The organism is Undibacterium sp. KW1 (genome assembly GCF_009937955.1).
GTDB lineage: Bacteria > Pseudomonadota > Gammaproteobacteria > Burkholderiales > Burkholderiaceae_D > Undibacterium.
In genome coordinates this window covers 1,689,620-1,711,108 of sequence record NZ_AP018439.1, presented here as the reverse complement: position 1 = coordinate 1,711,108, position 21,489 = coordinate 1,689,620, and the positions used below count along the sequence as shown (strand labels likewise).

The following is a 21,489-nucleotide window of genomic DNA, read 5'->3' as shown; positions in this document are numbered from 1 at the left end:
CACTTTCAAATGAAAATTGAAAATCTCAGCGACCTGCATGTACTCGTGCAAACCGCCCGCTGCGGCTCACTCTCAGGCGCAGCCAGCGTGCTGGGCATGACACCCGCAGCCGCCAGTGCCACCCTCAAGCGGCTGGAAACCCAGCTGGGCACCCGCCTGTTTGAACGCTCGACCCGTGCCCTGCGCATCACCGCTCAGGGGCAAATCCTGCTCGACTATGCGCAAAGGGCATTTGATTTGCTCGATGAAGGCGAATCCCAGGTATCAGAAGCCCGCACCGCCCTGGTAGGCACGATACGCGTCGCCGCCCCGTCCGACCTGACCCGCACCACCCTGCTACCCTGGCTGGATGAATTTTTGGCCCTGCACCCCGGTGTGCAACTGGCATTGAACGTCGGTGACAGGCCACTGGACGTGGTGCGCGATGAAGTCGATGTAGCAATAAGATATGGCACCCTGACAGACTCACGCCTGGTCGCCAGGGTACTGGCACAAAGCCGCCCCATACTCTGCGCCGCCCCCAGCTACCTGGCACGCCACCCCGCCCCGCAAACACCGCAAGACCTGGCACACCACAATTGCCTGCTGTTCGAACGCAGCAGCCGCCTGCACAACACCTGGCGCTTTGGGCAAAACGGTAAATGGAAAGAAGTCCGCGTCAAAGGCGATCGCAGCGCCGACGACGCCTCCCTTGCCCGCATGTGGGCGATAGCAGGCGCAGGCATCATTTTCAAATCATTGATCGATGTCAGGCAAGAGCTGGAAGATGGCAGCCTGCTAGCGCTGCTGACGGACTGGGAGACGGAGGCTTATCCCTTGCATGCATTGCTGCCCAGTGGGCGTTTCATACCGAACCGGGTGCGGGCGCTGGTGGAGTTTTTGGCGGGAAAGTTTGCGGCAATTGATACTTAATGTAATCGTGAAGATCGTCTCAGTAAGCAGAGCACCCTACTCCTCCAATTCTCGCTTCCACACTTTCACCACATTCATGTTGTCATCGAGCTTTACCCAAAGCAAGGTGTTAGGCATGCGCAGTTCTGGTGGCACAATTTCAAAAGGGACATGATAGCGTGCACCACCATTTGCCAGGCCAACGCCTGGGCATAATAGAAGCTGAATTTCACCTGGCAGCAAACAGGCGAACACCTCTGCGGGAACACGTTCGTACCATGTCGCTGGATAGTTTCTCAAAATGATTTCAGTCGCTCAAATAGGAGTTTAAGAATACTCTAGCTTGACGATATTCTTTGTCAGCGAATATGTTCATCCCTATCATTCAAACAATTCCATCGAAATATCGTAAACCACCTAAAGTTGCGATAAGATTAAGCTAATTCTTGGCATGATGCAAATTCAGGCTTAAGAAATCTGCGCCTGCATGCTTAATTGTGGTTGAAGTTGCTCTTCACTTTAAAACACTCTGAGAAAGAGAATACACCATGTCTGCTGAAGAAAAAGTCAAAGGCCCTGCCTCGTATTTCCCATCAATAGAAAAGAAATATGGCAAGCCCATACAGCACTGGGTGGACCTAATTCAGCATAACAAAGGCTTAAAGCACATGGAAATCGTGAGCAAGCTCAAGACTGAACACGAAATGGGGCATGGTCATGCCAATGCGATCGTTGCTTATGCCCTGGCTGCTGACAAAAAATAATTTACCTCGCTCTATTGAACATGAGTATGACCATCATGTTCATAGTGCTGACTCCCGCCCTCAAACTTAATGACTATAACTACGCTTACCTGGCCAGATATTTTTATCGATGCATCAGCACTAGATATTCAAACGCTATCCGCGAATTGGCCCAAGACTTTAACTGGCAAAGTTCGTCCCTTGGGCTGCTCAGCTTTTGGTGATCTGTATTTCGAAAGAGAAAATGGTCATATCGAACACCTGGACGTGCTGGAAGGAGGAATCCACACCATTGCTCCTAACATGAATGATTTTCGTGCGATGATGAATTCTCCAGAATGGCAGGAAGTAAATCTTCTCACAGAAGGTATCTGTCTTTTGAAAGAAAAAGGGATAGAGCGCGGCGCAGATCAATTTTATGGATTTGCACCTCATCCAGCTTTTGTCGGCAGCATAAATTGGGCAAGCGCTATCGCTTTAGATGCAAATGTTTGGCATTCAATTTGCGCACAAATATTGGATAATACTGCGTAAAAACATACTTGGATCATCAGACAACACTGTCTTCACCAAAGTAAATAATCATAAAACCCATAAATGAGTTAAAAAAATCTACTTGGTTGTCCAAGCAATAAATCAGATCATCAACATTAATTGCGTAACGCTTCACCACTAGCATCAAACACATGACACCTATGCCCCGGCAGTTGTATACAAAGATCAGCACCCGCATATAGGTCTGAAGTATCCGCTGGCAGCTTGATAGCGAATAGATTCTCTTCACCCGCCAGCGTCGCATAGACTATCGCAGCATCGCCCAGATGTTCAACAAAACTGATACAAACTTCGAGCTGGTTGCTGTGCTCCGTAGCTTGTGACGCCAGCAGGATGTGCTCTGCCCTGATGCCGAGGCTGACTTCGTCGCCTGTCTGTAAATTGCTACCATCAAGCTGGATATTGATATGCGTGCCTGCTGCCAGTTGCAGTTCTACCTCATTACCCAGATTGCGCAATACCTTTGCCTTGACGATGTTCATCTTCGGTGAGCCGAGGAAGCCTGCGACGAAGAGGTTGGCGGGTTTGTCGTAGAGTTCCAGCGGTGCACCTATTTGTTCTATCTTGCCGCCGTTGAATACGGCTATGCGCTGGCCCAGGGTCATGGCTTCTACCTGGTCGTGCGTCACGTAGATCATGGTAGCGGCGAGTTCTCTGTGCAGTTTGCTGAGTTCTATGCGCATTTGTACGCGCAGGCTGGCGTCGAGATTGGATAGCGGTTCATCAAACAGAAACAGGCCGGGCTTGCGCACGATGGCGCGGCCTATGGCGACGCGCTGGCGCTGGCCGCCGGACAGGTCACGCGGCTTACGCTGCAGCAGGTGTGTCATTTGCAGGATGCTGGCAGCGTGTTGTACGGCTCTATCTATCTCTGCCTTGCTCATGCTGGTGAGGCTAAGGCTGAAGGCCATGTTTTCATACACTGTCATGTGCGGGTACAGCGCATATGACTGGAACACCATGGCCAGGCCGCGTTTGGCGGGCGGGATATCGTTCGCCAGTTGATTGTCTATATGCAGCTCACCGGCGCTGATATCTTCCAGACCGGCAATCATGCGCAAGAGCGTGGATTTGCCGCAGCCTGAGGGGCCGACAAAAACCATGAATTCACCATTGCGCACATGCAGGTCTATGCCTTGCAAAACCTGGTTATTGCCATAGGATTTGCTGATCTGCTGCAGTCTGACTTCGGCCATTCCTTGTGTTCCTTATGCAGCTGGAGTGGAGAAACCCGCAACCGGTATCTGGCCGCTGGCGACCACTTCTTCGGCAAACCACGCACGTGCAGCATCTATCGCTGGCGGAGCAAAGCCGTAGGTAATCAATGCGGGGGCCTGAATGTCCAGCATTTGAAACGGGTTCCACAAGACCAGGTGCAGGTCTGGTTTCCAGGTATCGCGTACCTGTTTGCTATAGCGTATGCGCACAGTAGATGCCAGCACGACGAAGCGGCCATCATCTGGTATGGCACACCAGTCAAAGCTGTCAGCATTGGCAAAGGTGACCGTCTCTACATCATACAAACTCGCCAGCATGGCGCTGACTTTTGCGGCAGGTATGCCAGCTTCCGAAACACCATCACTGACAACGTCGGCGCTGATGACGAGGCGCAGCTTGCTGCCTCTGACGGGCGGTTGTGCATTGCCCTGGGTAGTCAGGCCGCGCTTCCAGGCGCTGGACATGAGGATGCGGTCTGCGATGTCGGTCTGGTAGGCTGTATCTATACAGGGATAGGTCTTGGTCAGATCGGCCATGCGTTGCAGTTTTTGCTGTACTTCTGCCAGAGATATCTGACCGGACAAAATCACTTCGGTCAGGGCATTCAGGGTTTCCAGTTGCGTCTCTGTGGTGCCTAGCGCCATGACCATGTCGGCACCGGCCAGCAAGGCACGCACTGCGGCATTACCTACGCCATAGCGCCCTGCTATGGCATGCATGTCCATGCCGTCTGTAATGACTACGCCCTGGTAATTCCATTGATCGCGCAGCAGGCCAGTCAATATAGGTTTGGACATGGTAGCCGGGTTTTCTGCATCCAGTGCGGGATAGACGATATGCGCCGTCATCATCGCTGGCGCATTGCGGCTGACTGCGGTCTGGAACGGTGCGAGTTCCAGCGCCTGCAATTCTGCCAGGCTCTTGTTCACGGTGGGCAGGTCGCGGTGGGAATCGACATTGGTGTCGCCATGACCGGGGAAATGCTTGACGCAACAAGCCACACCTTCAGCCAGGCTGCCATCCATCCAGGCCAGTGCCAACTCGCTGGCGCGCTTGGGATCAGAGCCAAACGAGCGTTCAGAAATGACGGGATTATCGACATTGTTATTCAGATCCAGCACGGGCGCAAAGTTCCAGTTGAAGCCCAGGGCCTTGACACCGCGCGCAACAGCAGCGCCCACCTGGCGGCATAGCTCAGGATCATCGCTGGCCCCAGCGACATTGCCGCCGGGGGCTGCGGTACCCAGGTGGAACGCACGACTGCGCCCCCTTCCTGATCGATGCCAATCAGCGCCCCTCCCCCAAGATAAGGCGCAGATCAGCCGTCAGTTTTTTCAGCTGGATTTCGTCAACCATGTTTTGCCTGAACAGGCAAATGCCACGGATATGATTGTCTTTTAAAAATTGTGCCGATGTCTCATCCAGGCTAGTGATGGGCATGCGTATCATCACCAGTTGCCCAGCCAGGCGGCGTGCTTCTTCGCGTGTCAGGGTTTGTTGCGCATTATTATCTTGCTTATTGTCTTGCGTATTGTCTTGCGTCATTTAACTGCTCCATCCATGCCGCGCATAAAAAAGCGCTGGGTAAATAAAAAGGCGACCAATATAGGTGCAACTGTCAAAATGGTTCCTGCCGCAATCACGCGGGTGCTGCTGCCATAAGTGCCACGCAAATACAGCACACCGGCGGACAAGGGAAAATCTGCTGGCTTGCTGATGACTATCGATGGCCAGATGTATTCATTCCATGCCTCCACCGCAGTCAGGATGCCCACCGTTGCCAGCCACGGTGTAATCAATGGCAAGACAATTCGGTAAAAAATAATCCATTCACTGGCACCGTCTACCCTTGCAGCGTCCAGCAGGTCTTGCGGCACTTCATCAAAAGCCTGCTTCAGCAAGAGTATCGACACTGCCGTGACGATATTTGGCAAGACTACGGCGGTATAAGTATTGACCAGAGATATCTTGGTCATGGTAATGAAGTTGACCAGGAAATTGACTTCAGACGGCAAGATCATGGTCGCCAGTATCACACCCATGATGAGCTTGCTTCCGCTGAACTGCATGCGTGACAAGGGGTAAGCAGCGAGTGAGCACACGACCAGTTTGCCCAGCACTGTCGCCAAAGTGATCAACAAAGAATTTTTGTAGAAAGCAATGATGGGGATGACGCGGAAAGCCTCGACAAAATTATCCAGTGAAATGCCACGCGGCCAGAAAGTGGGCGGAAATTCAAACAGATTGCCCTCGGTAGAAATCGCCACCACCAGCGTCCACCAGAACGGAAAAATACAGATGATGGCAATCAGGCTTAACAAGCCATATTGTGACGCCGTGCGCAGGATTTTTTTGATGTTCATGCTCATTCCCTGTGCCCTGGTTTAAGCCAGCGCAGGCAAATGAAGGCGATCGCCATGCAGCAGAGGGAGACAACGAAACTCGCAGCCAAACCGCGCGGCAGTTTCAAGTGCTTCAAACCCTGGTCATAAGCATAATACAGCGCCGTGAAGGTGGAATTCATGGGGCCGCCCTGGGTCAGCACATCAACTTCCTGATAGGCTTTCAATGCCGCCAGTACCGACATGATGCTGCATACCAGTATGGTCGGCTTCAGCATTGGCACGGTGATGCGCCAGAAGCGCTGCCAGCGATTGGCACCATCGAGTATGGCTGCTTCCTGCATCTCGGCGGGCAGTGACTGCAAGGCAGCCAGGTACATCACCATATACCAACCCAGGCCGCGCCAGAAAGAGACGAACATGACGGCAAACAGAGCGAGTGCATCGTCTGACATCCAGCCCAGTGGCGCGGCAATCAGATGTAATTGCAGCAGCACATAATTGAGCGTGCCCTGTTCATGAAACATGAAGCCCCACATGATGCCGACTACAGATACTGTCGTCACCACAGGCACATAATAGGCAGCGCGAAACCAGCGTATGCCGGGCAATTGATTATTCACCAACACTGCCAGCGAGATAGCCCCCAATTGCGTGAAGGGTACGACCAGCAAAAACAGTAGCGAGTTTTTAAGCCCGGTCAAAAACATGTCATTTGCAAACAGGGCGCGATAATTGGCGAAACCTACCCAGTGCACTTCGCGTATCAGGCTGAAATCTGTAAAGCTCAGGTAAGAGCCATACATGACAGGCCAGAAGGAGAACATCAGCAGCAACAACAAAGCTGGAGCCAGAAAGGCATAGGCAAGCAGATTGCGCCGCTTGTTGGCTGCGGATAGAGAGCCAGGCATACTCATGGCAACTTCACCCCTTGCAACTTGCGGTTCCAGATAGCTACCGCCTCATCCAGCACTTCTTGTATATCACGGCGACCAGTGACGCCAGCTTCGACAGCCTTGACCAGGAAGCGGCGCAATTCATCATAATCGTCTATGCCGCTGACATACAGGCTGCGGGCAGAATTCATGGAGTTTGCGGCCACTGCCAAAGCCTGCTCTGATGCGCCAGCATTGGGTAATATTTTCTTGAAGTAGGAATTTGCCAGCGCCTGTTTGGTCGTGGGCATGACACCGGCCATGCTGGCAAAAGCCAGTTGATTGGCATCACTGGTCAGGTAAAGGGCGAAGGCGGCAACTTCGGGGATATCTTTTTTCTTTACGCCTTTGGGTATGGCGAAATGAAACATCCAGCCGCCGTCGTTAATCCCAGTCGGACCCGGCGGCACAGGAAAGATACCGGTTTGCGCATAAATTTCCGGTGCATCTGTTTGTATGCGTTTGATGGCAGTTGGTGCGCTAACCATGACGCCGAGGCGACCACCGAGATAGGCATCTACCACGGCAGGAAAATTATCTTCTGCAAATAATTTATCTTTTAAAAAACCACCCGCCTTGTAAGTGGCAGCCAATTTTTTGACCAGGGTCACATGCGCTGGCGAATTGAAGACTGCCTTGCCATCACGCATCAAATCCAGCCCCTGCTGCATGAAAAAACCATCGATCTTGCCGAGTGCTGGTGCATAGCCGGGCTTGCCGGTTTTGAGGGAGATCATGACGGCCTGGGTCAGCAATTCATCCATGCTGCGTGGTGCCTGGAAGATGCCTGCCGCTGCCAGTATCTTGCGGTTATAGGCGATGACATTAACATTACTGTAATGCGGGAAGCCATAGACCTTGCCATTGAAACGCAAGTCAGCCAATGCAGCATCGGTGTAGTCATTGGTTGCACCTGGCGCTGCCAGCAAGGCATCGACAGGTTCAAGCAAACCATCACGCGCCATTTCTTCTGCCCAGGGCACGCTCAGATTTACCAGTGCCGGTGGCGTACCTGCAGCAATCGCGGTGATCAGTTTTAATTGCAGAATATCCCAGGGAAAATCTACCCATTCGAGCTTGATGCCGGGATGTTGGGCTTCATAATTTTTGACGAGTTCCTGGAAATAGGGAATGAATTTTGGCTTGAGGCTCATGGTCCAGAATTCGATTTTCTGGACGGCAAAGGCATTGCCATGCAAGCCGAAACTCAATAGCAGTACGCTGAAAAGCAAGCGTAATTTCGTTACCAAAATCACTCTTTTAGATATACTCCCCAATATTTTTAAGCAATCTCGCATTTTAGTCATACCAATCTTGCTATTAATAAAAATACTGGGGGCAGTATCTATTTTTTAAGTTTTTAAAAAATAGCCTGCTGCTTTAGCGATGTCAATTTGTCTTGGTGACTTTGCTCAAGTGCCTTGGCTTGTCCGGGTCCAGTCCACGGGCAATCGACAGGTTTGCTGCCATCATGTAGAAGGCTTGTATTGCAACGACAGGATCAAGATCAGGCGTCGCCGCAACTGGTAAAGTCAGGTTGCGTTCCTTGACATCTTCTGGCGCTGCCAACAAGACATTTGCGCCACGGCCACGCATTTCTTCTGCCAGGGCAATCAGGCCAGCTTGTGCAGGGCCACGGGTTGCGAATATCAATAATGGATAACCATCATGTATCAGGGCCATGGGGCCATGCTTGATTTCTGCACCGCTGAATGCTTCTGCCTGGATGACGGAAGTCTCTTTGAATTTAAGCGCAGACTCCAGCGCAACCGGGAAGCTGATACCACGGCCCACCACCATGATGCGTGATGCGGGCTGTAAAACTTCTATCGCAGGTGACCAGTCAAGCTTGGTGGCAGCGTGCAGGGATTCTGGCAATTGTTCTATCGCCGCCAAGAATTCTGCATCGTTTTGCCAGTGGCCTGCCAGGCGTGCGCCTGCAACCAGTGAAGTGATAAAGCTCTTGGTCGCGGCCACACTCAGTTCGGGACCTGCATGCAATGGCATGGTCCATTCTGCGCTTTGTGCCAGCGGCGATGCTGCGTCGTTGACGAGGGCCACGGTAGTAGCACCACCTTCGCGGAAATAGCGGATAGGCTCAACCACGTCAGGGCTTTGGCCAGATTGTGAAATCGCAATCGCCAGCGCATCTTTTGCTGCCAGTGGTGCCTTGTTCAAAGTCACCAGAGACATGGGCAGAGAAGCGACGATGCGCCCTACCCTGGCCATAATCAGATAGGCGGCATAATTAGCCGCATGGTCTGAACTGCCACGGGCAACGGTAACGACAGATGTTGGTGGTTTGGCGCGCAAGTATGCGCCAAGTTCGGCATAGCGCTCACCTTCATGTTTGAGTTGTTCTGCTACAAAATCAGCGGAAGAACTGGCTTCCTTAAGCATCTGCGAGGTCAATCTTTTCTCCTTCTACATAAACAGCGATGAGGTTGAGCTGACGGTCCAGCACAACCAGGTCTGCGTAACTGCCAGCCTGCAGGCGGCCACGCTCATTCAGTCCCAGATAATCGGCTGCGTAGGTAGAAACACGCTTCGATGCATCTTCCAGGTCCAGGCCTATGCTGACCAGATTGCGCAAGGCCTGATCCATGGTCAGTGTGCTGCCTGCCAGCGTGCCATCTTCAAGACGCACCCCCCCAGGCATTTATGCACGACCTGGCGGCCTAGCATATATTGCCCATCCGGCATGCCAGATGCTGCGGTGGAATCAGTGACGCAATACAGATGCGGAATCGCACGCATGGCGGCCTTGATGGCGCCAGGGTGGACGTGCAACAAGTCGGGAATAATTTCTGAAAACTGCGCATGCGCGAGTGCTGCACCGACCATGCCGGGCGCGCGATGATCAAGACGCGACATGGCGTTGTACAAGTGGGTAAAACCGGTGGCACCATTTTCCAGTGCCGCCTTACCTTCTTCGTAAGTACCGAGGGTATGGCCTATCTGTACCTGCATGCCTATGGCGGTCAGCTCGCGCACCAGTTGCAGATGGCCATCCATTTCTGGTGCCACGGTGATCAGGCGTATCGGTGCTATTGCATCGAGGTGGCGCACCTGTTCGAGTGAGCCGGTGTGAGCAAAATCTGGTTGCGCACCGAGCTTGCCGGGATTGATATACGGCCCTTCCAGATGCACACCGAGTATGCGGGCAGAACCACTGCTGCGTTTGTCCACCAGCGGCCTGATCGCCTTCAGGGCCAGTTCCAGATCAGACAGCGGTGCTGTCATGGTGGTGGCCAGCATGCTGGTAGTGCCATGTTTGGCATGTTTGCGAGCAATGATTTCGACGGCGTCGCCAGCTTCCATGGTGTCTTTACCACCGGCACCGTGTACATGCAAATCGACAAAGCCGGGCAAGATGTAATGCAGGGATTCTGCATCAGCAGCATTCTCTACATCAGCATCGGCTGTAATGGCCTGCACTCTTTCATCGAACACCAGAGAGCCGCGCACCCAGCCTCGGGGCGTCAGTATTTGTCCCTGCACTTTTTGTGGCAAGCTCATCTGAACAACTCCGCCACAAAGTCATAGTAATCACTACGGCAATAAGAATGCGACAGTTCTATCGCTGCACCATTTGGCAAATAGGCTACACGGGTGATGAACAACATGGCTGCGCCCTGCTTGATATCTGCCAGACGCGCCTGTTCGGCAGTTGCATTGACGGCGCGTATATGCTGCAAGGCGCGTGTCGGTGACAGATTATGTGACTCCAGATAACCGTACAGGCTGTCATTGACCAGTTTTGGATTGGGCATGTAGATTGCCGGAATGGTCGTGCTCTCTATCGCCATCACGACATTGTCAGCGGTACGCAGACGCTTCAAACGTGATACCACGGTATTGGGTGACAAACCCAGTGACAAAATCTCTTCTGGTGAAGCGATACCAGTTTCACGTGACAACCAGCGTGAACCCGGAACAAAACCACGGTTGCGCAATTCTTCACTGAAATTGGTCAGGCGTGACAGCGGTTGTTCAAGCTTGGGCGTGATATACGTGCCAGAACCATGTTTGCGCGTCAGCATGCCACGCTCGCACAACATGTCTATGGCCTTGCGTGCGGTGACGCGTGAAATTTCCAGGGTGTCAGACAGCATGCGCTCGGAGGGCAAGGCTTCGTCAGGCTGCCACAATCCGCTATGTATGCCGTTCGCAAGCTTGTTCGCCAGTTGCAGATACAAGGGGGTAGAACTTTCTGCGTCAGGTTTAAAGTCTATCAATTGTGCCAGCATGTCTTTCTCTCTTTTTATGTATTTATCAGGCGTGCAAATGCTGTTGTATCAGGATGAGAGCCCCAACTGCTGAGTCAGCCTTGGGCATTTGTATTCTCTCTTTTAAATCTGTTGGCAAATAGCTGGCTACCGGCGCTGCCAGACCGCCACACAGGGCAATCGGCAATGCAGATTCCGGGTCCAGGGCCTGCGCCATGATGGCAACTTCTTTACCTGCTTCGAGCATGATCGCGCGGGCGACCTCTACCTCGGGCGCAAAGCGTATCACCAGGGGTGCCAGTTCGGCATAACGGGTTTGATTGGCTTGTGCAAGCCAGGCGAAGACGGCATCTTTGTCGCCGCCACAATGTGTCAGCACAGCGCTGGCAAATGGATTTGATGCAGCACGACCATCCAGCACCCGTTGCAAATGATTGACGGCACGCATGCCCAGCCAGGCACCACTGGCCTCATCACTGACCGGAAAGCCCCAACCACCGACTTCGCGACGCTGACCGTCAGGTAACAAAACTTCACCAACGCTGCCAGTTCCCAAAGCGATGATAGCGCCGGGCTTGCCTTCAAGGGCGCCCAGCAAAGTAGTATAGGCATCGGTTTCTGCGCAGACCGCGCCAAAGCCAGGATTAAGCGCAACAAACTCCCTGGCCCAATGAATATTATGAACACCAGCCAGGCCGCAGCCGACTGCGATGTCGGCCAGTGCTGGCATATCCAGATTCGCCGCTGCAAACGCTTGCTGGGTCGCCAGCAAGATGGATTGCCAGGCTTTATCCCGCCCATGTGCGAGGCCAGAAGGACCGGCACTGCCACGGCCAAGTTCTTTGCCACTGACATCAGCCAACACCACTCGCGTGCCAGTACCACCACCATCGGCACCAATAAAATAAGAACAAGCAGGTTTTGCTGAGGACTGCTCCGCAGTACCTGATGAATCAGCCGTAGAAAGATGTTCTGCCTGTTTATTCATTGAAAATTAAGTGGCGATAAAGAATGATGGTAAAAACGACGATAAGAGCGATAATAAAAATGGTGCAATAAGTTATCCGGCTAAATCAAAATCTGTACTTCTGCTACTATTTTAAGCCTCACTGTAAGTTTTTTTACTAGTGGATGTCAATAGGTATTTAAGTGGTATCGTCAAATTTAATTTTGCCTACTTTATTCCCGCAACACTATTGCTATCCAGCACAATGAAACAGGCTTGATAATGACCACTTTCAACGCAAATGTCATAACAACTTGTATTAGCGCTTGCAGTGACTATTCAATCAACATTATTACTTCAGGAACTGCTCATTCCCGACCATGCCGATCTTGGTCACACCAAGACGCTGTGCCGCTGCCATGACCGCAGCCACAGACTTGTAAGGCACAACAGCAACCGGACGCAGATGAATCTCTGGCTGGTTTGCTGCAGGCATCGCTGCTGATTCAGCCAACTTCGCTTCCAGCTGTGCATGATCGACTGCCGTCCCATTCCAGGACACCGTGCCATCAAAATCGACGTCGATATTGACGACGACTGGTTCTACTGTTGGTGGCGGTGGCGTGCCTGTCGGCATATTCAGGTTCACCGCGTGATTCTGAATAGGAATGGTAATAATCAACATGATGATCAATACCAGCATGACGTCAATCAGCGGCGTCATATTCATTTCTATCATCACTTCCGGATCGGATGATCCTCCGCCGGAACCAATTTGCATACCCATAATGCTTCCTTTGCTGGGGCCGACGATAAAATCGCCCTGACTGCGTTGCAGCTCCTCGCCGTGCTATTCGCACTGTCTTCGTCGCTACGCCTTGTCAGGACAATTTTTCGCCAGCCCTGTTTAGTCATTCAAAAAACTAGTTCCGTGGCGGCGGTTCAATCACGAAGCCGACCTTGGCGATACCGGCACGTTGTGCCGTCAGGATACTTTTGCCAATAAACTCATAGCGGGTATTCTGATCTCCACGGATATGCAACTCCGGTTGCGGGATCTTGACTGCTTCTACCTTGAGCTTTTCAAACAGGGCATCCGTGCCTGCCAGCGGCTTCATGCTGCCGTTCCAGTACAGATCACCATCCTTGTTCACCGACAGGGTGATGTTTTCCGGTTTGGTTTTGTAAATCACGTTGGTTTCTGCCGGTAATTTCAGCTTGACCGTATCTGTAATCACCGGGGTGGTGATCAGGAAGATGATCAGCAATACCAGCATGACGTCGACCAGCGGGGTGGTGTTGATGGTGCTGTTGACTTCGTCTTCACCATCTCCATCATTGCCAATTGCCATTGCCATAATGTGTTCTCTTTCGATGTTACGCTTTAACCCTTAAAACCTCTCAACACAGACACACAAAGATCTTTTTTCTCTGTGGTGCAGCAGGGGTTTCGAGCGGCATGCCACTCGCCTGCGGAACGAAGACTTCTTGCAAGAAGTCTTTCCTTCCTCTGTGCCTCTGTGTTGAGAGGTCTTCGGGTGTTAATCAGTGATTACTAATTACTTCTTAGCAGCCGTTTTGCCCATATTGCCGGACAGGACTACGGAGTGCAGGTCAGCGGAGAAGGCACGGACTTCTTCCATGGCGCTCTTGTTGCGACGGACCAGGAAGTTGTAACCCAATACAGCAGGAACAGCGACAGCCAGACCAATCGCGGTCATGATCAGCGCTTCACCAACAGGACCGGCTACTTTGTCGATCGATGCTTGACCGGACATACCAATCGCTGTCAGCGCATGGTAAATACCCCATACGGTACCGAACAGACCAACGAACGGTGCTGTGGAACCAACTGTCGCCAGGAAAGCCAGGCCGTCTTGCAGGCGGCTTTGAACTTTATCGACAGCGCGCTGGATAGACATGGAAACCCAGGTGTTCAGATCGATTTGTTCGAGCAGCGCGCCTTCATGGTGTTCTGTGGCTTTGATGCCAGAGTCAGCGATGAAGCGGAATGGGCTGCCTTCTTTCAAAGAGGCGGCACCGGCTTGGACAGAGGCTGCTTTCCAGAATTTGGAACGGGCATCTGTGGCTTGACCGGACAGTTTGACCTGGTCAATGATTTTGGTGATGAGGATGTACCAGCTGCCCATGGACATGATGACCATGATGATGAGGGTACCTTTGGCAACGAAGTCACCGGTTTTCCAGAGAGCATCGAGACCGTATGGGTTTTCTACCATTTCTTTGGCGGCTGCTGGTGCTGCCGGGGCGCCAGCGTCAGCTGGAGCGGCTGGTGCCGGGGCTGCTTCTGCAGCAGGGGCTGGTGCAGATGCGGCAGCGGAGGCGGATTCCTGTGCAGAAACAGGGGCGACGGCAACGGCGGCTGTCAAGGCCAGGAGTGTTGCAGCCAGGAATGCGGAGAAACGGGTTTTCATTGAGGTGCTTCCTTTTAACAAAATAAGGTTGGTATTGCTTACTGCTGTTTTTATTTACTGCTGCTTTAAGATTTAATTTTTCATTAAACTTGCTTTGTGCCGTCAAGAAGCCTGTGCGGGCGTAGCGAGCAAGTTCAGGTTGAGTTAAGAAGCGCAACCGTACAGATGTACGGTGAGCATCGCAGGCTCAAGCTGGGCTTGCGCAGTAGCCTGCGCAGGTTTCGACTACTCTAACTTCCATACATACTGGACTTTGGCCCAGGTCTGTTGTGGTTTGCCATCGACGGTACCTGGTTTGTTTTTGCAGGAACCTGACATCAACTGGGATTTAACCGCATTGTCGAGACCGCGGAAGCCGCTGGATTTGTCGATCTTGACGTCGGCAACAGAACCATCTGCACCAATCAGGACGGACAACAGGACGGTGCCGGTTTCTTCATTGCGCAGGGAGGCACGCGGATATTCCGGTTTGCATCCACCGACGTTGAAGTCGATCACGCCTGGTATCGTGACGGGACCTGTGGCCTTGGTTTCTGCAACTGGTGCAGGTGGGGCCTGGGTCTTGGTGAATGTCGGGTTTTCTGGCTTGACATTCGATACCGCTGATATCGCTGGCTGTTGCTGAACCGGCTGCTGGACCTGGACTTCCGGTGGCGGAATGAACGGTGGCGGCGGGGCCAACAATTTTGGCGGCGGCGGCGGGGTGTCTGGCGGTGGTGGCGGTGGCTTCACTTCTTCTACCAGCTTGACTTCTGCTGGCTTGATCACCACTTCCATCGCTTTGCGCGCCAATCCAGATACCAGGGCATATACCACCAGTACGTGAAATGCGATAACCAGCCCTAAGCCTATAAACTTCTTCCCCGGCTCTTGCTGGCGATTTGAAAAATCCATTACTGCTCCCTCTATTATTGTGAAGACATTTTCACCAACCAGCTCTCATACACGACAGCAAAGGCAGATTCAGAACCAGGAGCAGCTTGTATCACATCGCAGTGCATGGATTAATGATGCGCCAATTCATGTGTCTGCGATTTTGCAGATGCAAGCATGCCCTGAACTCTATCCTTGCAGGAAAATACAAAAATACCACTCCCGTACAACTTGCCCTGAACAGCCTTGAACACGCCTTAAGTAAGCGCCAGTCTTTATAATCTGGCTCACTGTAGTGTCCTCACAACTGGTTGTCAAGAGGTATCTATGTGGAATTAAATTTACCATTTTCAGGATGCCCTGAAAGGATCAAATCAGAAGGCATCATCAGGCTTGTTCAAGCAAAAAATTATCTCAAAACAATGACACATTTTTGCAACTGGTCTTAGCTCATCAAACGACAAATGAAGCCATCAAGCACGACATAATCGGGGCAGCGCCTCAACCTGTCAGCGCTGACAAGGGAATTTCAATCATGTTTTTCGTGCGCAGAATACACCCCTCAATACCGCACTCAGGGCATAAGTAAATAAAATTAAAAAACCAAGTTCAAAGCCACTTCAAATCCACTTTATTGACTAAAAAAGGAACAATTAAAGACCACATGTGGGAATAAAACATCAGTCCACTTCTCATCTTCCGAATTTAAAAAGAATAATTTATTCAATAAAAACAAATAGATAGATTAAATGCAGATATCAAAGAAGCAAGCATTTAAACATCGCATTGATACCACTTAGATACCGATTGACAACCTGTTTAGTCACCACTAAAGTGCTTCACATCCGGTGTTGTTGTTTCGAGTGGTAGCTAACTCAGAATGACTTTTACTGCAGCGGGTTGTACCGAAAATACTCACTGACAAAACATCAAGTGTGTAGGGTATGGGGAGGAAGCAATTTTTTGTCACGGATCTAAAGCTTTTCACAGGTCTTAACCGAAGGAGAAATAAATGCAAAATAAAATGAGTCCAATGAGGAACAATTTAACGCCCGTAGCGTCCGCTGTTGCGGTACTGATCATGAGCGTTGCCATGCAGGCGCAAGCACAAGAGGCCGCAAAGCCCGCAGCGCCTCAAGAAGTGGTTGTAACTGGTATTCGCGCATCCCTGCAGCAATCTTTGAATCAAAAGCGTAATGCTGATAATTTCGTTGAAGTCATCACTGCAGAAGACATCGGCAAGATGCCTGATAAAAACGTTGCTGACTCTCTGCAACGCGTTCCTGGCGTCAGCGTTGCTGCAGCCGGTGGCGGCGAAGGCAGCTTTGGTGAGAACGATCGCGTTGCCTTGCGCGGCACACCATTTGGCCTGACACTGACGACACTTAATGGTCACTCAGTATCAAGCGGTGACTGGTTTGCCGACAATATCGTTGGCGGTGGCCGTAGCGTCAGCTTCTCTTTGTTCCCATCCGAACTGATAGGCCGCGTAACTGTACATAAAGGCTCTCAAGCCAACCTGCTTGATGGCGGTGCTGAAGGTGTAGTCGATATCGAAACACGCAAGCCACTGGATTTCAAAAAGCAATTCAATGCACAGGCAAGTATCGGTCTGGTCAACTCTGCCAACTCCGGCAAATCTGATCCTCAGTTGAGCGGTCTGATTGCCTGGAAAAATGATGCATCTACCATGGGTATTCTGGTGCAGGCTTTCCACCAAAAACGTACTCTGAGCCGCGCTGGCCAAGAGAATCAAATCTGGTGGGATAAAGTTGATGTTGGCAGTCCTATCGATAGCGCCATCAAAGGTGCTGGTACAGCAAACACAGCAACATCGCCAGCTTCTGGCGCAGTCACCAACTATCTGGGTGGTACTGCCTGGTTTGAACAGCAACGTACCCGTGAAGGTGGTTTGATTGACTTCCAGTTCAAACCATCCAAAGATGTGAACATTGATATCACTGCATTCCAGTCTCATCTGGATGCACCTAACGTCAATCACAACTTCATGCAATCCCTGGGCCGTTTCGTTGGACCATCCTGGGCAACAACTGGTTTCCCAACCAGCGCTGTCAGTGGCACTTTGAGCCAGGGCGTTATTTCCCAATTGTCCGTTGGCAATCCTGCTGGTTGCGTACCTTGCAGCGGCATGTCCAGCTCTGTTCAGGAAATTTTCTCCCGTCCTGTAGCAGAAAGCCAGTCTCAGTTCTTTAACATCGACGGCTCTTTCCGCGTCAATGATCAACTGACACTTGCCGGTAAAATCGGTACAACCAAAGGCCTGGGCAACACTATCAGTGGTGCGATGGGTATCTGGATGCCATGGACAGGTGGTAGCTACACAGTTCAGGGTTCTGACAAGCCAGTGATTTATGTCACACCTGGTGCTGACAAGTTCTCTATCGGTGGCTTTAACAATGGCGCACCTGGCACACCTGGCGCACCATACACTTACGGTTCACACGTAACGGCCAATGACAAGGAAGACTACGCACAAATCGACGGCACGTTCAAAACCAATCTCGCCAGCATACCTACTGTGCGTTTTGGTTTCCGTGCTGCCGAACACAAGCGTGATCTGACGTCTATCGGTAACAATGCCCTGCCAGGTTTGAGCAATGCAGCTAACTTGCCTATGTCTGGTTTGACAGCTTTCCCAGCCATTTTCAATGATCTGGGTGCCAATGGTGCAGGTTACTGGACTTTCTCTCAAGCTTCTGTGAATGCCTGGTTGGCACAATACACCAACTATACTGGCCACTTACTGCAAAATGAATTCTCCATTAAAGAACCAACACAATCTGCGTATGTGATGGCTGATTTTGCAGGAGAAGGCATCAGCGGTAATTTCGGTTTGCGTGTTGCCCGCACCAGCGAGCAAGTCACACGTAATGAGATCGGTGCTTCCGGCAATTTTGAGCCACGTACCTATAACAACAATTATGTCGATTTCCTGCCAAGTGCAAACTTCCGCATGGATCTGAACAAAGACATGGTTGCCCGTTTCAGTGTTTCCCGCACAATGGCTCGACCTGAACTGGGTCAAATGGCTGGTCTGGATCTGCGTGACGTTCAAGGTACAGGTAACGGTGGTAACCCTAACCTGAAACCTATCCGTGCCAATACGGTAGACCTGGGCGTGGAATGGTATTTCGCACCTAAGTCCATGGTGTCTGCTGACCTGTTCTACTCTGCTCTGGATGGCTATGTTACTTATGGCTCAAGCACAGGTACCTTCTACAACCAGATCCAGAAGAAAAACACTGTGTATGCAATGAGTACTCCTATCAATACCCAGGCTGAAGTCAAGGGTCTGGAACTGGCTTACATCCAGGCATTGCCAGCAGGTTTTGGTATCAACGCCAACTACACTTACACACTGGGTAAAGAAACAGGTGCAGCTCCTGGTTCCAAGTGCGGTGATTTGCTGGCTCCTGACTGTACTCTGATCGGTACTTCCAAGAATGCATACAACATCGGTGCATTCTATGAGGATGGCAAGTTCAGCGCACGTCTGACATACAGCTATCGTTCCGGCTTCCTGAATGGTACCAGCCGTAACAGTGCTGCTTACCAGAATGATATCGGTACTTTGTCTGCAACACTGGCTTATCAGATCAATGACAGCTTCTCCATCTCTCTGGATGGCAAGGACCTCAACAATCCATTGGTCAGCTCTGTATGGAAAACACCAGGCGCAGCAGATTTGCCAGCATCCCTGTACAAAAATGGCCGTCAAATCTTCCTGACTTTGCACGCGAAGATGTAAGCAGCTTTGTAATTCTATAGCGGTAAATGCAGGGAAGTTGATTCGTTGTTCTGCTTCCCCGCTTCATAAGTGATGGTGCATGCCTGCCCCATCACTTTTTTTGCATTTGCAACCCTGTTGTCAGATATTCTTCTGATACTGTCATCTTTACGGCAAACGATATGACTACACAAGACTCCATCAAAAAAATCCAGGTCGTCGGCGGCGGTTCTGCCGGTTGGATGGCAGCATTGCTGATTGCGCATTCCGTCAAGGACAAGGGCATACAGGTTTCCGTCATAGAATCAGAAACCGTTGGCGTCATTGGTGTTGGCGAAGGATCAACACCAGTCATGAAGCGTTTCTTCGACACCCTGGAGATACATGAAACCGAATGGATGCCTGAATGCAATGCCACCTACAAAAGCGGTATTGCCTTTGATGGCTGGTCAAGCAAGCCCGGTCATGCGAGTTATTTCCACCCGTTTGTGACCATGGTCGATAATCTGACCATGCCGCCCTTTATCGACAACGTTAAAGCGCGCTTGCAAGGGGCAGATGTCTGTGTCTTGCCGAACAAATTTTTTCTTTCGGCCCAACTGGCTGACAGTTGTCTCGCGCCTATCGCAGATCATAACTTTCCTTTCTTTACGACTTATGGCTACCATTTCGATGCCATGCTGCTTGGCAAATTCCTGCGCAAGAAAGCCTTGCAGACAGGCATAGAGCATATCAAGGCGCATATCGATCACGCCCGCATGGATGAAAAAGGGAATATCGCCGCCGTCAGTCTGGCAGATGGCAGTGAACTGCCAGCGGATTTCTTTGTTGACTGTTCAGGTTTCTCTGCTCTACTGATAGACAAGGCACTGAAAACACCTTTTGTCAGCTACGCAGACAATCTGCTCAATGATTCGGCGATAGCCATGCCCACCGACATAGGCGACAAGATTCCCACGTTGACCGTATCCACTGCCATGAAGCATGGCTGGGCCTGGAAGATTCCGCTGCAAAACCGTTATGGCAATGGCTATGTATATAGCTCAGCTTTTACGACGGCAGATCAGGCAGAGACAGAATTGCGCGAAAAAATTGGCATGCTTGATTCCGACACGCCAGCACGTCATCTGAAGATGAAACTCGGCCGTGTGGAGAAACACTGGAACAAGAATTGTCTGGCTGTCGGGCTGTCACAGGGTTTCCTCGAACCGCTGGAAGCCACAGCACTTTACCTGACGCAAATGACCGCTGCGATCTTTTGCCTGTTCCTGGAAAAAGGTGATTTGAGCAAACAGGCTCAACAAGTCTATAACCAGGAAATCAATGATTATTTTGACGGACACAGGAATTACATCATCGCCCATTACAAAACCAATACCCGGACAGATACAGAATACTGGAAGGCCAACGCGGCCAACCTGCACAGAATACCTGATTCGCTCAAGCACATCTTTTCGACCTGGCTGGAAGGCCGTGATCTGGGCGATGAAATACGCCGTCAGAATATCGAGAAGTATTACCCGATAGCCTCTTGGTACGCTTTGCTGGCGGGCATGGGCATATTCCCCGACGCAGAAAAGAAAACAACTGCTGGTGAACAGCACCAACAATACCCACTCGGTGACTTTATCCAGCGTTGCGCCCTGAATTTTCAGGATCACCGCAGTTTTTTGGCTAAACAAAAGCCTGCGATGTGAGTTGCCTGTCACGGAAATAGAGAAGTGAGCATGTAGCAAACAGCATGTTCAAAGCAAGCAAATGCAGGCGGACGTGCATTTTTGCCAGTTTTTCAGCTAAACTCTGCTCAGACTGGCAAAAATTCTATCGTTTCCTGCATGCCCATCAATTATCTCGCTAAGCTGACCTCACCCAAGCGTACTCCCCGGTCTAACCTGCACCTGGGAGTAAGTCTCGCATGTGTGGCTGGCGCTTTGAACGCGGGTGGTTTTCTGGCAGTAGGTCAATATACCTCCCACATGACAGGCATGCTTTCCTCTGCCGCCGATGACCTGGTCCTGGGTAAATTACTGCCTGCATTTGCCGCACTGTTCATGCTGATTGCCTTTGCCTGGGGTGCGGCATGCACCGCTATCATGGTGAATTACGCCAAACGTAACCACTTTCGCTATATCTATACCCCTGTCTTGCTGCTGGAAGCAGTGTTGCTTTTGGTATTTGGCCTGGTTGGTACTGAATTGCAGGAACACGCTGTGATTACCGTCTCGTTCACCACGGTCCTACTCTGTTATGTGATGGGCCTGCAAAATGCGCTGATCACTAAAATCTCACAAGCCGAGATACGCACTACCCATGTCACCGGTCTGGTCACTGATATAGGTATAGAGCTCGGAAAAATGATGTATTGGAACAGGAATAAAGGCGAGATTCGTCATGAAAACGAAGTAGGCGCCAATTTGCAAAAACTGCGTTTGCATGGCTTGCTGGTATTCTCGTTTTTTTTCGGCGCTTTGACTGGCGCGTATGGATTCAAGTATTTCGGTTTTATTTCTACCCTGCCTATCGCGACTGCCCTGGTGGTTTTGTCGCTGGCACCACGCTTCAGGAAAGCCTGAT

19 protein-coding genes and 1 pseudogene are annotated in these 21,489 nt (G+C 51.2%); 6 read left to right on the top strand and 14 right to left on the bottom strand.

From position 1 onward, the window contains the following. Nucleotides 1-9 precede the first annotated feature (9 nt). From UNDKW_RS07515 to UNDKW_RS07505, 3 genes are all read left to right on the top strand, one after another. Nucleotides 10-912, top strand: a complete 903-nt coding sequence (locus UNDKW_RS07515; protein WP_162058188.1) for a LysR family transcriptional regulator — start codon at nt 10-12, stop codon at nt 910-912. Between the two features lie 527 nt (nt 913-1,439). Continuing rightward, nucleotides 1,440-1,655: a DUF4287 domain-containing protein gene (locus UNDKW_RS07510; RefSeq protein WP_162058187.1), complete on the top strand. Its 216-nt coding sequence runs from the start codon at nt 1,440-1,442 to the stop codon at nt 1,653-1,655. Nucleotides 1,656-1,724: 69 nt separating this feature from the next. Continuing rightward, nucleotides 1,725-2,168: a hypothetical protein gene (locus UNDKW_RS07505; RefSeq protein WP_162058186.1), complete on the top strand. Its 444-nt coding sequence runs from the start codon at nt 1,725-1,727 to the stop codon at nt 2,166-2,168. Nucleotides 2,169-2,284: 116 nt separating this feature from the next. Here the strand turns inward: UNDKW_RS07505 and UNDKW_RS07500 are convergent, their stop codons facing one another. The 14 genes and pseudogenes from UNDKW_RS07500 to UNDKW_RS07440 all read right to left on the bottom strand — a co-directional run bounded on the left by UNDKW_RS07500 (nt 2,285) and on the right by UNDKW_RS07440 (nt 15,188). Continuing rightward, nucleotides 2,285-3,385, bottom strand: coding sequence for an ABC transporter ATP-binding protein (locus UNDKW_RS07500; protein WP_162058185.1), 1,101 nt, complete (start codon nt 3,383-3,385; stop codon nt 2,285-2,287). Nucleotides 3,386-3,397: 12 nt separating this feature from the next. Continuing rightward, complete coding sequence (locus tag UNDKW_RS07495) at nt 3,398-4,654, bottom strand: glycoside hydrolase family 3 protein (protein WP_232063404.1); 1,257 nt, start codon at nt 4,652-4,654, stop codon at nt 3,398-3,400. A gap of 40 nt (nt 4,655-4,694) precedes the next feature. Beyond that, nucleotides 4,695-4,952 carry a hypothetical protein gene (locus tag UNDKW_RS30325; protein WP_232063294.1) on the bottom strand — a complete coding sequence of 86 codons (258 nt, stop codon included), beginning with the start codon at nt 4,950-4,952 and terminating at the stop codon, nt 4,695-4,697. Next, nucleotides 4,949-5,770, bottom strand: a complete 822-nt coding sequence (locus tag UNDKW_RS07490; RefSeq protein ID WP_232063293.1) for a carbohydrate ABC transporter permease — start codon at nt 5,768-5,770, stop codon at nt 4,949-4,951. Before UNDKW_RS07490 ends, UNDKW_RS30325 begins: the two co-directional genes overlap by 4 nt. Nucleotides 5,771-5,772: 2 nt before the next feature. Then, nucleotides 5,773-6,666, bottom strand: a complete 894-nt coding sequence (locus tag UNDKW_RS07485; protein WP_232063292.1) for a carbohydrate ABC transporter permease — start codon at nt 6,664-6,666, stop codon at nt 5,773-5,775. Next, nucleotides 6,663-7,934 (bottom strand): ABC transporter substrate-binding protein, encoded by a 1,272-nt coding sequence (locus UNDKW_RS07480; protein WP_232063291.1) that lies wholly within the window; start codon nt 7,932-7,934, stop codon nt 6,663-6,665. Before UNDKW_RS07480 ends, UNDKW_RS07485 begins: the two co-directional genes overlap by 4 nt. A 139-nt stretch (nt 7,935-8,073) precedes the next feature. After that, nucleotides 8,074-9,084, bottom strand: coding sequence for an SIS domain-containing protein (locus UNDKW_RS07475; RefSeq protein WP_162061824.1), 1,011 nt, complete (start codon nt 9,082-9,084; stop codon nt 8,074-8,076). Next, nucleotides 9,077-10,203 (bottom strand): annotated as a pseudogene (gene nagA / locus UNDKW_RS07470) (N-acetylglucosamine-6-phosphate deacetylase). Before nagA ends, UNDKW_RS07475 begins: the two are co-directional and overlap by 8 nt. Continuing rightward, the gene (locus UNDKW_RS07465; RefSeq protein WP_162058183.1) at nt 10,200-10,934 is read right to left on the bottom strand and encodes a GntR family transcriptional regulator; all 735 of its coding nucleotides are present in this window, start codon (nt 10,932-10,934) and stop codon (nt 10,200-10,202) included. The pseudogene nagA and the gene UNDKW_RS07465 overlap by 4 nt, the downstream one beginning before the upstream one ends. A 25-nt stretch (nt 10,935-10,959) precedes the next feature. After that, a complete protein-coding gene (locus UNDKW_RS07460; protein ID WP_162058182.1) occupies nt 10,960-11,901 on the bottom strand; it encodes a BadF/BadG/BcrA/BcrD ATPase family protein in 942 nt (313 codons plus the stop codon). Between the two features lie 310 nt (nt 11,902-12,211). Beyond that, complete coding sequence (locus tag UNDKW_RS07455) at nt 12,212-12,646, bottom strand: biopolymer transporter ExbD (protein ID WP_174247574.1); 435 nt, start codon at nt 12,644-12,646, stop codon at nt 12,212-12,214. A 136-nt stretch (nt 12,647-12,782) separates the two neighbouring features. Then, nucleotides 12,783-13,217, bottom strand: a complete 435-nt coding sequence (locus UNDKW_RS07450) for a biopolymer transporter ExbD (RefSeq protein WP_162040807.1) — start codon at nt 13,215-13,217, stop codon at nt 12,783-12,785. A gap of 201 nt (nt 13,218-13,418) precedes the next feature. Continuing rightward, nucleotides 13,419-14,294: a MotA/TolQ/ExbB proton channel family protein gene (locus UNDKW_RS07445; protein WP_162058181.1), complete on the bottom strand. Its 876-nt coding sequence runs from the start codon at nt 14,292-14,294 to the stop codon at nt 13,419-13,421. A gap of 225 nt (nt 14,295-14,519) precedes the next feature. After that, nucleotides 14,520-15,188 carry an energy transducer TonB gene (locus UNDKW_RS07440; RefSeq protein ID WP_162058180.1) on the bottom strand — a complete coding sequence of 223 codons (669 nt, stop codon included), beginning with the start codon at nt 15,186-15,188 and terminating at the stop codon, nt 14,520-14,522. A gap of 991 nt (nt 15,189-16,179) precedes the next feature. Between UNDKW_RS07440 and UNDKW_RS07435 the strand changes: the two genes are divergently transcribed. The 3 genes from UNDKW_RS07435 to UNDKW_RS07425 all read left to right on the top strand — a co-directional run bounded on the left by UNDKW_RS07435 (nt 16,180) and on the right by UNDKW_RS07425 (nt 21,488). After that, nucleotides 16,180-18,936 (top strand): TonB-dependent receptor, encoded by a 2,757-nt coding sequence (locus UNDKW_RS07435; protein WP_162058179.1) that lies wholly within the window; start codon nt 16,180-16,182, stop codon nt 18,934-18,936. 161 nt (nt 18,937-19,097) lie between these two features. Further along, nucleotides 19,098-20,612: a tryptophan halogenase family protein gene (locus UNDKW_RS07430; RefSeq protein ID WP_162058178.1), complete on the top strand. Its 1,515-nt coding sequence runs from the start codon at nt 19,098-19,100 to the stop codon at nt 20,610-20,612. A 138-nt stretch (nt 20,613-20,750) separates the two neighbouring features. Continuing rightward, nucleotides 20,751-21,488, top strand: coding sequence for a YoaK family protein (locus UNDKW_RS07425; RefSeq protein ID WP_162058177.1), 738 nt, complete (start codon nt 20,751-20,753; stop codon nt 21,486-21,488). Nucleotide 21,489 lies beyond the last annotated feature (1 nt).